This is a genomic window from Streptomyces sp. NPDC050674, from assembly GCF_040654575.1.
Taxonomy (GTDB): Bacteria; Actinomycetota; Actinomycetes; order Streptomycetales; family Streptomycetaceae; genus Streptomyces.
Genome location: NZ_JBFAIG010000008.1, coordinates 51,758 through 66,379 on the forward strand (window position 1 = coordinate 51,758; position 14,622 = coordinate 66,379).

11 protein-coding genes are annotated in these 14,622 nt (G+C 71.7%); 6 read left to right on the plus strand and 5 right to left on the minus strand.

Annotated features, from left to right (window positions below; genetic code table 11):
• Window positions 1–8 precede the first annotated feature (8 nt).
• Entirely contained in the window at window positions 9–905 is an 897-nt protein-coding gene (locus tag AB0I06_RS15295; RefSeq protein WP_363119263.1) for an amidohydrolase family protein, read from the plus strand.
• A gap of 287 nt (window positions 906–1,192) precedes the next feature.
• On the opposite strand, the gene AB0I06_RS15300 is transcribed toward AB0I06_RS15295, so the two are convergent.
• The gene (locus AB0I06_RS15300; RefSeq protein ID WP_363119264.1) at window positions 1,193–2,032 is read right to left on the minus strand and encodes a hypothetical protein; all 840 of its coding nucleotides are present in this window, start codon (window positions 2,030–2,032) and stop codon (window positions 1,193–1,195) included.
• 84 nt (window positions 2,033–2,116) lie between these two features.
• On the opposite strand from AB0I06_RS15300, the gene AB0I06_RS15305 reads away from it, so the two are divergent.
• Entirely contained in the window at window positions 2,117–2,902 is a 786-nt protein-coding gene (locus AB0I06_RS15305; protein WP_363119265.1) for an SDR family oxidoreductase, read from the plus strand.
• A 126-nt stretch (window positions 2,903–3,028) separates the two neighbouring features.
• On the plus strand, window positions 3,029–4,597 hold the full coding sequence (locus AB0I06_RS15310; RefSeq protein WP_363119266.1) for a sodium:solute symporter family protein: 1,569 nt from the start codon (window positions 3,029–3,031) through the stop codon (window positions 4,595–4,597).
• Window positions 4,598–4,675: 78 nt separating this feature from the next.
• Here AB0I06_RS15310 and AB0I06_RS15315 read toward each other — a convergent pair whose 3' ends face one another.
• The 3 genes from AB0I06_RS15315 to AB0I06_RS15325 all read right to left on the minus strand — a co-directional run bounded on the left by AB0I06_RS15315 (window position 4,676) and on the right by AB0I06_RS15325 (window position 10,961).
• Window positions 4,676–5,791: an ADP-ribosylglycohydrolase family protein gene (locus tag AB0I06_RS15315; RefSeq protein WP_363119267.1), complete on the minus strand. Its 1,116-nt coding sequence runs from the start codon at window positions 5,789–5,791 to the stop codon at window positions 4,676–4,678.
• Window positions 5,792–5,894: 103 nt separating this feature from the next.
• Entirely contained in the window at window positions 5,895–7,775 is a 1,881-nt protein-coding gene (locus tag AB0I06_RS15320) for an MFS transporter (RefSeq protein WP_363119268.1), read from the minus strand.
• A 162-nt stretch (window positions 7,776–7,937) separates the two neighbouring features.
• Window positions 7,938–10,961 carry a D-alanyl-D-alanine carboxypeptidase gene (locus AB0I06_RS15325; protein WP_363119269.1) on the minus strand — a complete coding sequence of 1,008 codons (3,024 nt, stop codon included), beginning with the start codon at window positions 10,959–10,961 and terminating at the stop codon, window positions 7,938–7,940.
• Between the two features lie 408 nt (window positions 10,962–11,369).
• Here AB0I06_RS15325 and AB0I06_RS15330 point away from each other — a divergent pair, with 408 nt between their 5' ends.
• The 3 genes from AB0I06_RS15330 to AB0I06_RS15340 all read left to right on the plus strand — a co-directional run bounded on the left by AB0I06_RS15330 (window position 11,370) and on the right by AB0I06_RS15340 (window position 13,621).
• Window positions 11,370–12,125, plus strand: a complete 756-nt coding sequence (locus AB0I06_RS15330) for a GPP34 family phosphoprotein (RefSeq protein WP_363119270.1) — start codon at window positions 11,370–11,372, stop codon at window positions 12,123–12,125.
• 250 nt (window positions 12,126–12,375) lie between these two features.
• Window positions 12,376–13,233, plus strand: a complete 858-nt coding sequence (locus tag AB0I06_RS15335) for a helix-turn-helix transcriptional regulator (RefSeq protein WP_363119271.1) — start codon at window positions 12,376–12,378, stop codon at window positions 13,231–13,233.
• Window positions 13,234–13,429: 196 nt separating this feature from the next.
• The gene (locus tag AB0I06_RS15340; protein ID WP_102912542.1) at window positions 13,430–13,621 is read left to right on the plus strand and encodes a DUF397 domain-containing protein; all 192 of its coding nucleotides are present in this window, start codon (window positions 13,430–13,432) and stop codon (window positions 13,619–13,621) included.
• Between the two features lie 109 nt (window positions 13,622–13,730).
• On the opposite strand, the gene AB0I06_RS15345 is transcribed toward AB0I06_RS15340, so the two are convergent.
• Window positions 13,731–14,615 (minus strand): MerR family transcriptional regulator, encoded by an 885-nt coding sequence (locus tag AB0I06_RS15345; protein WP_363119272.1) that lies wholly within the window; start codon window positions 14,613–14,615, stop codon window positions 13,731–13,733.
• Window positions 14,616–14,622: the final 7 nt, after the last annotated feature.

Below are 14,622 nucleotides of genomic sequence, written 5' to 3' on the forward strand. Positions count from 1 at the left end.
AGATCGGCATGAGCGACAAGCGCGAGGCGTACGAGGAGACCGGTGAGGTCCGCGCGTTCTGGGGCCGGCTCGGTCTGCCGGGCCTGATCGACGTCCACACGCACTTCATGCCCGAGCGGGTCCTGCGCAAGGTGTGGCAGTACTTCGACACCAACGGGCCGCTGATCGGCGGGCTCGAGTGGCCGATCACCTACCGGAAGGAGGAGGCCGAGAGGGCCGCGCTGCTGCGGGACTTCGGCGTCCGGGCCTTCACCTCGATGCTCTACCCGCACAAGCCGGGCATGGCCGGGTGGCTGAACGGCTGGGCGGCCGACTTCGCCCGCCGCACCCCCGACTGCCTGCACACCGCCACCCTCTACCCCGAGCCGGAGGTGGAGACTTACGTCCGCGAGGCCCTCGAAGCGGGGGCGCGCGTGTTCAAGGCGCATGTGCAGGTGGGCGCCTACGATCCGGCCGACGCGCGTCTCGACCCGGCGTGGGGTCTGCTGGCCGAGGCGGGCACCCCGGTGGTGATCCACTGCGGCTCCGGGCCCGCGCCCGGCACGCACACCGGCCCCGGACCCGTCGCGCGGGTGCTGGCACGGCACCCGCGACTGCGGCTGATCGTCGCTCACATGGGCATGCCCGAGTACGAGGAGTTCCTCGACCTCGCGGAGCGGTACGACGAGGTGCGGCTGGACACGACGATGGCGTTCACCGACTTCACCGAGGACTTCATGCCGTTCCCGCGCCGGGCCCTGCCCCGGTTCGCCGCACTCGGCGACCGCATCCTGTTCGGCTCCGACTTCCCCAACATCCCCTACCCGTACCTGCACCAGCTCCACGCGCTGGAACGGCTGGGCCTGGGCGACGACTGGCTCCGGGCCGTGTGCCACGACAACGCGGCCGCTCTGTTCACCCGATGAGCCGCTCCCGCACCCACGCCGGGTCGGGGTTGGTGCGTAGACGACCGGCCGGCCGTCGGCCGCGCTGCGTCGCTGTGCCTCGCCCGCGTCGAGGGACCGGGGGAAGACCAGCGGGGAGTGCGTGCCCGCGAGGAGGAGGAAGAACAGGAGCGTGACCACGGCCCAGCCGGTGCTCCCCGTGAGGAACAGCCCCGCGGCACCGGCCGCGCCGGAGAGCACCAGCAGCACCGGCAAGGTCCATGCGCGCTTCATGGAAGCGAAGGGTAACCGCCGTGCGGGCGTCGGCCTCAGCGCAGCCGGTCCACGTACGTGTCCGTGCCCGGCACCGTCGGGACGAACGGGGCCACCAGCTCCACTCTCCCGAGGCCCGGCTCCGCCACCGCCGCGTCGAGGCCCGTGAACCAGGGGTCCCAGCACTCCCGCGGGTCCGTCTGGAGGAACCACAGCAGCGTCAGGCGGGTGCCGACGCCCTCGACCTGTTTCACGTAGGTCATGCGGTCGCCGGGCAGGGGCGTCGGGCTGAAGACCGTCACCAGCGCGGCCGGGGAGCCCGCCAGGCGCCCGGGCAGGTGGCGGGTGCGCAGCCACTCCAGGAGCGCGGCGCGCCGCTGCGGGCTGTCCGCCTCCACGACCTGGAGCACCAGGCCCGCGTAGGGGTGGTCGAGGGCGTGGACGTCACGGGGACCGGCCGCCCCGTCGCGGTACACCGTCGCCTCGTGGTTCTGGAACGCCGTGAAGACGTGCGTGCGGTCGTGGTAGACGCGGGCGTCCCGGTTGAGGCGCTTGTTGATGGCGACCGTCCAGCGCATGTGGTCGTCGTAGCGGCCCGCGGTGATCCAGTACGTGGAGAGGTAGCAGCCGGCGGTGACCGGCCGGGCGATCGCCGACTTCGCGGGGTAGCGCAGGAGTTGCAGGTCCCGGGTCGCCACCCAGCGGCGGCCCGCGTACATCCAGGGCATGGCCATCGCCCCGGCGTAGTAGTGGTCGTCCTCGTACCAGCGGTTGTACGCGTACTCGTGGCCGGGATGCGGCTCGACCATGGTGATGAGGGCGTGCCCGGGGTGGGTGCCGTAGGGGCCGACGGCGGCCAGTTCGGCGTACAGCTCGCTGCGGGTGTCCTCGCTCATGCCTTCCCCTTCGTCGGCGGCTCGCCCATACTCTGACGCTCCGTCAGATAGAGCGCCAGGGTTCCGGTCCGGGGAGGTCCTGCCATGTCACTGCTCGCGGGGAAGACGGTCGTGGTGTCGGGGGTCGGGGCCGGGCTCGGGCGGCAGGTCGCGGCGGCGGTCGTACGGGACGGCGGGCGTGCCGTGCTCGGCGCCCGGACGCGGGCGAGCCTGGCGAAGACGGCCGCCGAGCTCGACCCGGGCGGGGCGCGCACCGCGTTCCGGGCCACGGACATCTGCGACGAGGCGCAGTGCGAGGCGCTGGCGGAGGTGGCGCGGGAGCGGTTCGGCGGGATCGACGCCGTGGTGCACGTGGCCGCGCTCGACAGCTGCTTCGGCGGTCTCGAGGACGCCGACTTCGCGTCCTGGCGGACCGTGCTGGAGGTGAACCTGCTGGGCACGCTGCGCATGACACGGGCCTGTCTGCCGTCGCTCAAAGTGCGGGGCGGGTCCGTGGTGTTCGTGGGGACGCAGTCGGCGGTGGCGGCCCCCTCGCAGGTGCGGCAGGCGGCGTACGCGGCGTCGAAGGGGGCACTGACGAGTGCGATGTACTCGCTGGCGCGGGAGCTCGGGTCGTACCGGATCCGGGTCAACACCGTGCTGCCGGGCTGGATGTGGGGGCCACCGGTGCGGGCGTACGTGCGGTACGCGGCCCAGTCCGAAGGGGTGCCGGAGGCGACTGTCCTGGAGCGGCTGACCGGGCGGATGGCGCTGCCCGAACTGGCCTCGGACGCCGATGTGGCCGACGCGGCGGTGTTCCTGGCGTCGGACCGGGCGCGGTCGATCACCGGACAGTCGTTGCTGGTCAACGCCGGGGAGCTGATGCGCTGAGTTCATATGGATGAACCAAGGCCATCACATCGAACATTTTTACCTCCCTTTGACCTTACGCTCACTTGTCGTGTTCACGCGGTAGCGCCCACGATGAGCGCCGGGCTGATCCCTGGGAGGGCGCACATGAACGGTCTCGACTGGGCCGTGCTCATCGGCTACTTCGCCGTGATGGTCGCGATCGGCGTCTGGTCGCACAAACGCGTCGACAACGTCAGCGACTTCTTCACCGCCGGCGGCAAGATGCCCTGGTGGCTCTCCGGCATCTCGCACCACATGTCGGGCTACAGCGCGGTGATGTTCACCGGGTACGCGGGCATCGCCTACACCTACGGCGTCACGTCCTTCGTCACCTGGTCCTTCCCCATCGCCCTCGGCATCGCCATCGGGTCGAAGCTGTTCGCCCCGCGCATCAACCGGCTGCGCTCCCGGCTCCATGTGGCCTCCCCGCTGGAGTACCTGAAGAACCGCTACGACCTCAAGACGCAGCAGGCGCTGGCCTGGTCCGGGATGCTGCTGAAGATCGTGGACGTGGGCGCGAAGTGGGCGGCGATCGCCACGCTGCTGTCCGTCTTCACCGGCATCTCCCTCAACCAGGGCATCCTCATCACCGGCGCCATCACGGCGATCTACTGCACCATCGGCGGCCTGTGGGCGGACGCGCTGACCGAACTCGGCCAGTTCGTCATCCAGTTGCTGGCCGGCGTCGCGATGTTCGTCGCGGTCGTCGTACGCCTCGACGACCACGGCGGCTTCTTCGGCGTCTGGGACTCGCCCGAGCTCCAGGGCCACGAGAAACCGCTGGTCGGGCCGTACGGCACGGTGTTCCTGCTGGCCTTCCTCTTCATCAAGCTCTTCGAGTACAACGGCGGCATGCTCAACCAGGCCCAGCGCTACATGGCCACACCGAACGCCAAGCAGGCCGAGCGGTCGGCCCGGCTGTCGGCGATCCTCTGGCTGGTCTGGCCGCTGGTGCTGTTCTTCCCCATGTGGATGTCGCCGCTGCTGGTCGAGTCACAGAAGCCGGACGGCTCCGACTCCTACGCCCTGATGACCGAACAGCTCCTGCCGCACGGCCTGCTGGGCCTGGTCATCGTCGGCTTCTTCTCGCACACCATGGCCATGTGCTCCTCCGACGCCAACGCCATCGCGGCCGTCTTCACCCGGGACTGTGCGCCGGTGATCTGGGCGCGGGCCCGGGCCTGGAGCGAGAGCCAGGGCCTGCGGGTCGCCCGGATCGCGACGGTCGTCTTCCTCGGTCTGTCCATGGCGGCGGCGACACAGGTCAACTCGCCCACGTTCAACGACATCATCACGGTCGTCATCAAGTGGGTGGCCGGCCTGATGGGCCCGATGGCGATCCCGATGATGCTGGGCCTGCTGCGCGCGTTCCGCCGCTCCGGCCCGACCGCGGCCCTGGTCAGCTGGTCGATGGGCCTGCTCGCCTTCTGGCTGGTGAACTACCCGATCCACTGGAACGTCGAGGGCGGCGTGCCCCTCCAGTACCAGGTCTCGATCCCGCTGGCCGTCTCACTGGTCCTGTACATCCTCGTCGGCTTCCTCCGGCCGGAGGACACACCGGAGCGGCTGGCGATCATCGAACGCATCAACACCGACGACGACGGATCGGCCGCGGCCCGGATCCCCGCCCCGCCGTCCCCCACGGACGAGGTGGTCCGCACCGCCAAGGACTGACCCCGCTGCCACGACCGGGCGGTACACCCCCGCACGAGGGGGTGTACCGCCCGGCCGCATGGACGTGGGTCCGTCGGGTCAGGCCCTCGGATAGCGGGCCAGCCAGCCGGGGGAGGAGCCCGCCGGGCCGTGCAGGGCCGGGCCCTGGGTCATCTCCATGGCGAAGTCGTCGGCCAGTTCCAGAATGGTGGGGCGGCCCTCCAGCTCGGCCAGCCAGCCCGGCGGCAGGGCCGTCTCGCCGTGCAGGGCACCGAGCAGGCCGCCGGTCAGCGCGGCGGTCGTGGCGGACGGGCCGTCGTGGTTCACCGCGAGACACAGCCCGTGCCGGACGTCGGCCGCGACCAGCGCGCAGTACACCGCGGCGGCGACGAGCCCCTGCGCCGTACCCGCCCCGGCCAGCTCCGCCACGCGTTCCGGACCGGGCATCCCCTGCCGCACCGCGCCCAGCGCGTGCTGCAACGCCTCCGACACCGGCTGGTGCCCCGGTCGCGCGGCCAGCAGCCCGAAGGCCCGCTGCACGGCACCGTCGAGGCTCTCGCCCAGCGCCAGCGCGTGCACGATCACGGCGTACGCGCCCGCCGCGAGGCAGGCCGTGGGATGACCGTGGGTCTGCGCCGCGCACTCGACGGCCAGCTGGGCCACCAGCTGCGGCTCCCAGCCCACGAGCAGCCCGAAGGGAGCGGACCGGGCCGCCGGCTCGGGTCCGGCCTCACCGGGGTTCTTCGGCGCCTCCGGCGTGCCCATGGTCGGATCGCCGAGCCCCAGCAGCAGGGCGCGACTGGGGTCCCGCCGCGCGTACAGCCACTCCTCCCGCGCCAGCCACCCGTCCTCCTTGCGGCGCTCGTCGGGCCCCCAGTCGCGCTGGGTCGCGGCCCAGCGCAGATACGCCCGGTGCAGATCGGTCGGCGGATGCCAGGCACCGGTGTCCCGCCTGACCTGCGCCCGGATCAGCCCGTCGACGGAGAACAGCGTGAGCTGGGTGAGGTGCGTGACGGCGCCGCGTCTGCCGTAGGCAGGGGCCAGGTCCACCAGGCCCTCCGCCCCGTGCGCCTCCCTGATCCCGTCCAGGGTCAGCCCGTCGACCGGCGCCCCCAGCGCGTCGCCCACGGCCACGCCGAGCAGGGTCCCCCGCACCCGGCTGCGGAAGTCCTGCTGCTCTGTACGGCCCCAGACGGCGCCGGCAGTCGCACCCACCTAGACCTCCCCGGGGCACCGTCCATACGTACGACAGCTCAGCACTGTAATCGAACGGGAACGAGGGGTTCGGAGGGGCGCGATCCGGCGGACCGCGCACCGGTCAGCGCAGCTCCTCCGGGCAGGGAGTGCCCCGCGGGAACTGGTACGGCGCCGCCAGGCGATACGTCCCGGCCCTGGGAGCCAGCAGCTCCGTCCACTTGTCGCCCTGCGCGTCCTCCTCCGTCTCCGCCAGGCAGCCGTTGACGTTCACGTACGTCTTCGGCTCGTCCTCGGGACGGTTCGCGGACTCCTCCGTCTCCTGCGGCGGCTTCAGGCTCTTGCCCTGCGCGTCGACGATGCTCAGCCACGGCGAGTACGGGATGCGGACCAGGATCCGGCCCGCCTTCTTCACCTGGAGGACCATCTCGCCCTGCTCGGCCCGCTCGACCACCGCGTTCGGCTCGGCCAGCTGGGTGGGCGCGGTCACCTTGAACAGCTGCCAGGTGTCGTTGCCCCAGATCTGCGTCAGATACGGCAGCCCGCGCCGCACCAGAGCCCGCTCCCGCTGCCCCCCGTCACCGTCGGGCTCGCCCTTCGGCAGCACGACGTAGTGCACGGCCCAGCGCTTCAGCCACTCGTGGTAGTTCGCCGAGTTGAGGGTGTCGTCGTAGAAGAGGGGGTTGCGCTCCATGTCGGCCTGCCGGTTCCAGCCGCGGGCCAGATTGACGTACGGGGCGAGCGCGGAGGCCTCACGGTGGGAACGCGCGGGGACGACCTCGACCCGGCCCTTCTCGGCACCGACCTGCTGCAACTCGTTGACCAGCGGCGCCAGCTCGCGCGACCAGGACGCCGCCGGGGCCGTGTGCACGATGTCGTCGACCGTCTTGAAGCCGATCCACACCCCGAAACCGCACAGCGCCACCACCGCCGCGTACCACTTGCGGCTGCGCGGCACCGTGAACGGCAGCGCGGCGACCAGCGTGACCCCGGCGAACAGCATCGCGAGACGCGTGATGTTCGAACCGATCTGGGAGCTGATCAGCCACACCAGCACGACCCCCAGGCCGTACACCGCGGCCGTGAGCCGGACCGTCTTCCACTCCTGCGGGACCAGCAGACAGGTGAGGACCGAGAACGCGAGCGGCAGCAGCACCGAGCCGATCATCATCGGCTGCGTCCCCGAGAACGGGAACAGCCACGCCGACAGCGCCACCACCGCCGTGGGCGCAAGCCCCAGCGCCCACGCGCCCGGCCGCCGCTTCTGAAGGAACAGCGCCACCGCCACCAGGCCCACGAAGAGGCCCGCGACCGGCGACGCCATGGTGGCCAGCGCGGCCAGCGGCGCCGCGCTCAGGGCCTTCGCCCAGCGCTTGTACCGCCACCGGTACGGCCAGCAGAACACGACGGCGACCGCGCCGAGCGCGAACATCATGCCGAGACCGAACGTCACCCGCCCGGACACCGCGTTGCAGAAGAGCCCGAACACGCCCGCCAGCGACGCCCACAGCGGATTGCGGACCGAACGGCTGCGCAGCAGGAGCAGCGTCAGCAGCCCCGCCGAGACCGTCCCCGCGATCATCATCGTCGTCCGCACGCCCAGCACGGACATCAGATACGGCGACACCACGCTGTACGACACCGGGTGCATGCCGCCGTACCAGGCGAGGTTGTACGCCGAGTCCGGATGCCGGCCGACGAACTCCGCCCAGGCGTCCTGCGCGGCAAGATCGCCCCCGCTGTTCGCGAACGTGAAGAACCAGAGGATGTGCAGCACCGCGGCGAGGCCCGTGATGGACAGGACCGGGTGCCGCAGCATGCGCTCACGCAGCGCCAGCACGGAGGCGGGCCACTCGAACCGGGCCCCGCCGTCCGCAGGCGTTCCCGGTGTCTCGCGCGGCTGTGCTGTTCCAGATGTCTCAGGCGTTTCGGGCAGGCGTATTCGCGGGCCTGATACCGAGCCCGGATCGGCGTCGTCTGCGCGTGTCGGCTCCGCAGTGGCCACTCGAAGGCACTCCCCGTGTCCCGTCTTCTGTTCTCGGCTTCGCCGCCGCGCCGCCGCGAACGGCGACCTGTCCCGATTCGGGACGCTAGCACGCACCCCGCCGGGCAGCGCCCGGACGGGCCGTTACCGGCGGGGTGCGGTGGTGCGGGCTCGCGCCCCGGGTCAGCCCAGTCGTGTGAGCTTGGCCGTGAAGCCGGGCTCCACCAGGTCCTTCTTCAGGGCGACCGGCACCTTGACGGCACTGGTGGTGCCGTCGCCGACGGTGAGCGTGCCCACCTTCGCCCCGGCCTTGGCCGTGTGCGGCAGGTCGTCCCCGGCGAACGTCAGCTTGACGGACAGGCCCGCCCAGCCCACGGCCGTGACGTCCTCGGTGACGGCGACCGGGGTGCGGCCGCCGAGACCGTCGTCGGCGTAGCCCACGACCTCGCCCTTCTTCAGGATCGTCGCCGACTCCAGCGCGCCCTGCGCGGCCCGGATCAGCTTGTCGCCCTCGTGCAGCGCGGCGCCCAGGATCGTGTTGTCCGGGCCGCCGGCGGGCTGGCGCACGACCGCGCCGATGATCCGGTGCGTCTCGCCGTTCACGTCCTTCCTGGCCGCGAAGACGAGGTTGCCGAGCGCCGAGGTGGTGGTGCCGGTCTTGATGCCGGTGACGTCGTTGGAGCCGACCAGGCGGTTCCAGTTGTCGTGCTTCGTGCCCTTGTAGTCGACGTACGACATCATCGCCGCGACCTCACGGAAGGCGGGCTGCTGCATGGCGGCCCTGGCGAGCTTCACCTGGTCCACGGCCGTGGAGACGGTCGTGTTGTTCAGGCCCGACGGGTCGGTGTACGTCGTGTTCTTCATGCCGAGGTCCTTGGCGGCGTCGTTCATCTTCTGCACGAACGCCTTCTCGGACCCCGCGTCCCAGCGGGCGAGCAGTCGCGCCACGTTGTTCGCGGACGCGATCAGGATGCTCTCCAGGGCCTCCCGCTCGGTGATCTTGTCGCCCTTCGTGACGTCGACGGTGGACTCCTGTCCGGCGTCGGACTGGTCCTGGGCGGCCTGGTCGATCGGGATCTTCGGACCGTCCTCGCCGCTCTTGAGCGGGTGGTCGCGCAGGACGAGGTAGGCGGTCATGACCTTGGCGACGCTCGCGATCGGCACGGGCTTCTGCTCGCCGGAGGACCCGAACGTGCCGATGCCCTGCACGTCCAGCGCGGCCTGGCCCTGGGTGGGCCAGGGGATGTCGACCTTGCCGCCCTTGAACGTGTAGCTGTCCTCGGCGGTGAGTTCGAGGGTCGGTGAGGGCAGCGGGCGCACACTCTGCACGACCGCGAAGACCACCACGAGCAGCAGCACCAGCGGCGTCCAGATCTTCACCCGCCGGGCCGCCGTCCGCAGCGGGGTCTCCGGGGGCGGCGGGGTGTTCGTCAGCTCGGCCAGCAGGTCCAGCGGCGGCTTCGGCGGCAGCGGCTGCTGCGTGGTCCGCTCGGGGCCGACGGTGGGCACGGGCGCGGTGGCCTCGGCCGGGGCCGGCTTCCTGGCCGCCGGTTCGTCCAAGGGCTTGAGCGCGACGAACTTGCTGGTCCGCTCGGCGTCCTTCTCCGGCACGTCCGTCTTCGGAACGTCCGTCTTCGGGAGGTCCGACTTGGGGAGGTCCTTGGTCCCGGCTCCGAGCTTCAGCATGGTGGTGGGCTGATCGACCGGGGGCCGCAGGGCCTTGAAGACGGCGGTGGGCTGGTCGACGGGCCGTTCGGCGGCGGCCTTCGGTGCGCCCTCGGCTTCTTCGTCAGCAGGCGTGACCGCGGAGGCGGGCTCGGCACTGCTGGAAGCCCGGGGATCAACCGGCTTGGACGCCTTGGTGGGGGGCTTTCCGTCGGCGTCGGTCGTGGCGGCGGCACCCTTGGCGGAACGGTCCGCCTCCGGCTCGTCGGCGTCCTTCACGGCCTCCCGGGCCACCTCGGCCCGCCCGACCGCACGGCGCCCGGCAGCACCGCCGTCCGCGCCACCTTCGACGCCCTCACGGCTCCCGGCGGACTCGTCCACCGGCTCGGCGGTCTTCCCGGCGGGGGTGGCCTTCCCGGCCTCGGTGGTCTTCCCGGCCCGGGCGGTCTTGTCCGCCTGCCCGGCGGTCTCGCCGCCCTTAACGGACCCTCCCGCCTCTGCGGTGGTCTTCCCGGCCCGGGCGGGCTCGTCCGCCGCCGCGCTGGTCTTGCCGGCCTCGGCGGGGGTGTTCGCCTGCCCGGTGGTCTTGCCGGCCTTAGCGGGGCCTCCCGCCTCTGCGGTGGTCTTCCCGGCCCGGGCGGGCTCGTCCGCCGCCGCGCTGGTCTTGCCGGCCTCGGCGGGGGTGTTCGCCTGCTTGGTGGTCTTGCCGCCCTTAACGGACCCTCCCGCCTCTGCGGTGGTCTTCCCGGCCCGGGCGGGCTGGTCCGCCGCCGCGCTGGTCTTGCCGGCCTGGGCGGGGGTGTTCGCCTGCTTGGTCGTCTTGCCGGTCTCGGTGGGCTGGTCCGCCGCCGCGCCGGTCTTCCGGGCCTCCGTGGGCTCGGCCGCCTCCGTGGCGGGCTTTCCAGCCTCGGCGGGCTCGTTCGCCGCCGCGGTGGTCTTTCCGGCCTCGGTGGGCTTGTTCGCCTGCCCGGTCGTCCTGCCGACCTCGACGGGCTCGTCCGCCTGCCCGGTGGTCTTGCCGTCCTCAGCGGGCTTCCGCGCCTCTGCGGCGCTCTTCGGGGCCCCGGTGGGTTCGTCCGCCTCCGCGGTCGTCTTCCGGGTCCCCGTGGACTCGTTCGCCGCCGCGGTGGTCTCCCCGGTCCCGGCGGACTCATCCGCCTGCCCGGCCTCAGCGGGCTTCCCCGCCTCTGCGGTGGTCTCCCGGGTCTCGGCGGGCTCCCCCGCCTCCGCGGTCGTGGCCCCGGCCTCGGTGGGCTCGGTGGGCTCATCCGTGCGCCCGGTGGCCCCCTGGCCGCCCTGGGCGCCCTCGTCGCCAGGCTCCTGGTCCGCCGAAGCGACCCACGCGGCCACGGCGTCCCGCAGCCGCCCGTCACCGCCCCCCGCGTCGGAGGACACCGCGTCGGAAGACCCGGCGTCGGCGGACCCCGCGTCGGAGGACCCCCCGTCCGACGACCCGGCGTCAGCCGCCGCGTCCCCGGGGCCCGAGTCGTTCGCCGAGCGCCCGGTGTTGCCCGGGTCCTTCGCCGAACGGGTGGACAGCACGCGGGTCGCCGTATCGGCAGCACCCCGCGTCGAGGACTTCTCCGCGTCCCGGGACACCGCGAGCCGCGGGTCGGCGGATTCGCTCCTGGCCTCCGGAACCGGACTCGCGCTCCCCGACGTCCTTCGTGCCGACGACTCGCGCTGCTTCGACCTGTCGGGGGACTCGCCCGCCACCGATGCCTCCTCCTCGCGCCGCACTCCCCGCGTACGCGTACCGAACCGTGAACCGCCGCCCGTGACACCGCTCGGCGCTGTCCGAACCATGTACCAGTGTCCTGTGTGCGGGCCAAACCCAGTCGGTAGACGAGAACGACATACCTACTGGTTCCACTACGAACCGGTCACGCACCCTCGACAGACCAATGTGAGAGGGGTCACCCTGTCTTTCATCCACGCGGGGAGGCATGGATGGGCAGGAGCCGCAGAACACTTCCGGAGGAGCTTCTGCTGCTGGCGTTGGACCCGACCACGGGTACCACCGCACAGCCGCAGTCGCTCGACCTCGGTCTGGCCGGAGCACAGCTAGTAGAGCTGGCGCTGGCCGGACGGATAGCCCCAGACGGGGATCGTATCGCCGTGGTGGCACCACGGCCGACTGGAGATCCGACGTTGGACTGCGCGTTGGAGTTGCTGCGAAGGCGTGGCGCTCCCGTGCGGGCAGTGAACTGGATTGGCGGGCCGCGACTGGGGCTGCGCCAGACCTACCTCTCGCATCTGGAGCGGTGCGGCATGGTGCATGCCGTGGCCGGCCAGATGTGCGGAGTGCTGCCGACGACTCGCTACCAGGCGACGGACACCGAGATCAGCCGGGAGATCAGGGCCCGGCTGGACTCCGCGATCCGCACCGGCGTACCGCCGGACCCGCGGACCGCGGCCCTCGCCGCACTCGCTCACGCGGTCGGTCTCGGCAAGCACCTGTACCCGGGCAACGAGGGGCGTTCCTCTCGATCCCGGCTGCGGGACCTGATCAGGCACGACCCCATGGGCGGTCTCGTCGCGCACGCGGTGATGGACGTCCAGAACGGCGTCGCGGCCCAGCCGCGCCGCAACCCGGCACCGCCCGGCCGTCAGGCCGCGGGCGGAGCCAGGCCCGCACCGGAACCCGCCCGCGGCGTTCCGATGCAACCGCGCCACGGATCCATGGCGCGCGCCGTGGCCCACTGAGCCGCGCCGCGCCCGCACGGCCTACGACCGGTGCACGCACCACGGGACCCACGAACCCGGTCACGGGAGCCGCTGTCCGAGCGGGGCGAAGAGAGCGCAGACTCTCTTCGCCCCGCTCGGCGTGCCGTGCCCGAACTGGCGTGTACCCGTCGCATATCCACCGTTTCCCAGCGGTAGTAAGCACCTTGGTGGCAGTCTGCTCAACAGCAGATACGCAAAGTAGAGGCACGCAGCCGGAGGTGCACGTCCCGTGGCGTCCAATGTCAATCCCACCGTCAGGCGGCGCCGGCTCGGCCAGGAGCTCCGCAGGCTCCGCGAGCTCAAGGGCATGACGGCCGAAGAGGTGGCCGAGCGGCTGCTGGTGTCGCAGTCGAAGATCAGCCGGCTGGAGAACGGGCGGCGCAGCATCAGCCAGCGCGACGTCCGCGACCTGTGCGGGGTCTACGAGGTCGAGGACCAGCGCATCGTCGACTCGCTGATGCAGATGGCCAAGGACTCCCGGCAGCAGGGCTGGTGGCACGCCTTCGGGGACATCCCCTACAGCGTCTACATCGGCCTGGAGACCGACGCCGAGTCGCTCAGAGTCTACGAACCCCAGATCATCACCGGCCTGTTGCAGACCAGGGCGTACGCCGAGGCCATCATCCGCGGCGGTTCGCCCGAGGCGTCGGAGGCGGACAACGACAAGCGCGTCGAGGTCAGGCTGCGCCGGCAGGGACGTATCACCGCCGAGACGGAGCCGCTGCGGCTGTGGGTGGTGCTGGACGAGGCGTCCCTGCACCGGGTCGTCGGCAGCCGCCAGGTGATGCGCGAACAGCTGGAGCACCTCATCGAGATGTCGCAACTGCCCCACATCACCGTGCAGGTCCTGCCGTTCGAGGTCGGCGCGCACGCGGGCATCAACGGCCAGTACTCCATCCTGGAGTTCGCCGACGCGGCCGACTCCAGCGTGGTCTACATCGAGGGCGTCACCAGCGACCTGTACCTGGAGAAGCCGCTCGACGTGCAGAAGTACACGGTGATGTACGAGCACCTGCGCGCCCAGTCGCTGAACGTGGACCAGTCCCGGCAGCTCATCGAGAACGTGGCGAAGGAGTACGCGCGCTGAGCCGTCACGGGAGGACGACCTTCCGCCGGGCAAAACGCGGGATGCTACCCCGTGACACGCCTGGCTGGAAGACTCCCCTGGAATATGCCATCCGGTCGAGTGAATGACTGCTCCGAACGAGGATGTGGGCGAGTAGCGTCGATCACGCCAACCACCAGCACGGGTTGGCGTAAACGCAACTGGCAACGGAGCGATCATGGCAATTCGTCTGGGCGCCACGGAAACGTGGACGACGTCCTCCTACACCAACAACAACGGTGCGTGCGTGATGGTCAGGTCGACCGTCGACGAGGCCCTGGAGCTCGGGGACACCAAGATCCCCGAGGGCCCCAAGCTGGCGTTTCCCGCCGACGCGTGGAGCGCCTTCGTGGCCTCGGTCAAGGCCTGACCACCGACCGACAGCACCACGAGCGTCACCGGCAGAGCCCTCTCGACCAGCATCGCCGTCCTTGCCGAGAGGGCTCCGCCTGTGCCCGGAGACGGGTTTCCGAGACAGCTCAGCTCACCGGGAACGCCACGTCACACACCGGGTCCTCGGGGCCGGCCGCCGCCCAGTCCGCGAAGTAGAGCTCCCGGCAGGGGCCGGTCGCCGTCAGTCCCCGCGCCGCCATCCACTCCTCCACCGCCTCGAACGCGGCCAGGATCTGCGGGTACGCCACCTGCGCCTTGGTGATCCTGGTGAACGCCAGCCGCCGGGCCGGTTCCACCCGTACCGCCGTCTCCCACGCCCTGCCCCGCCGCTGCGCCCAGGCCCGGGCCGCGGCCTCGTCGGCCACCGGCACACACGCCTCAGCGGGGCCGTCGCTCTCCATCGACACCTCCGCGTGATAGGCGACGTACGGCACCCCGGTCATGCCTCCGCACTCCCGGGCCGCCTCCTCCAGCCGTCCCAGTGCAGCCCCGATCCACGCCGGCAGCTCGGCCGCCAGCGTGTGCCGCTTCTCGGAGACCACCACCTGGGCGGGCACCTCCACCGTCTCGACCGTGAACGTCCCGTACATCTCGGAGCTCCTCCCCGACAGTCGTCCACGGAGGTATGCGGCGAGCGTCCGCTGTCCCGCCACCCGCGCCTCGACGTCCGCCCAGTACGTGCCGAGCAGCTCGGCGGCCGTCGGCCCGTCGCCCGCCGCGACCACCTCGGCGATCCGGGCGAGCGGCATGTCCAGCTGCCGCAGCAGCGCCACGAGCCGGGCCCGTTCGACCTGACCCGCGTGGTAGTAGCGGTAGCCGGTGCCCGCGTCGACGTGCGCCGGGGCCAGCAGGCCCAGCCGGTCGTACAGCCGCAGCGCCTTCGCCGACAGGCGGGCGCGCGCGGCGAACGCCCCGATGGTGAGCAGTTCCAGGTCCCGTTCCGGTCCGTCCACCACGGCATCCTCCGTCACCGGGCGG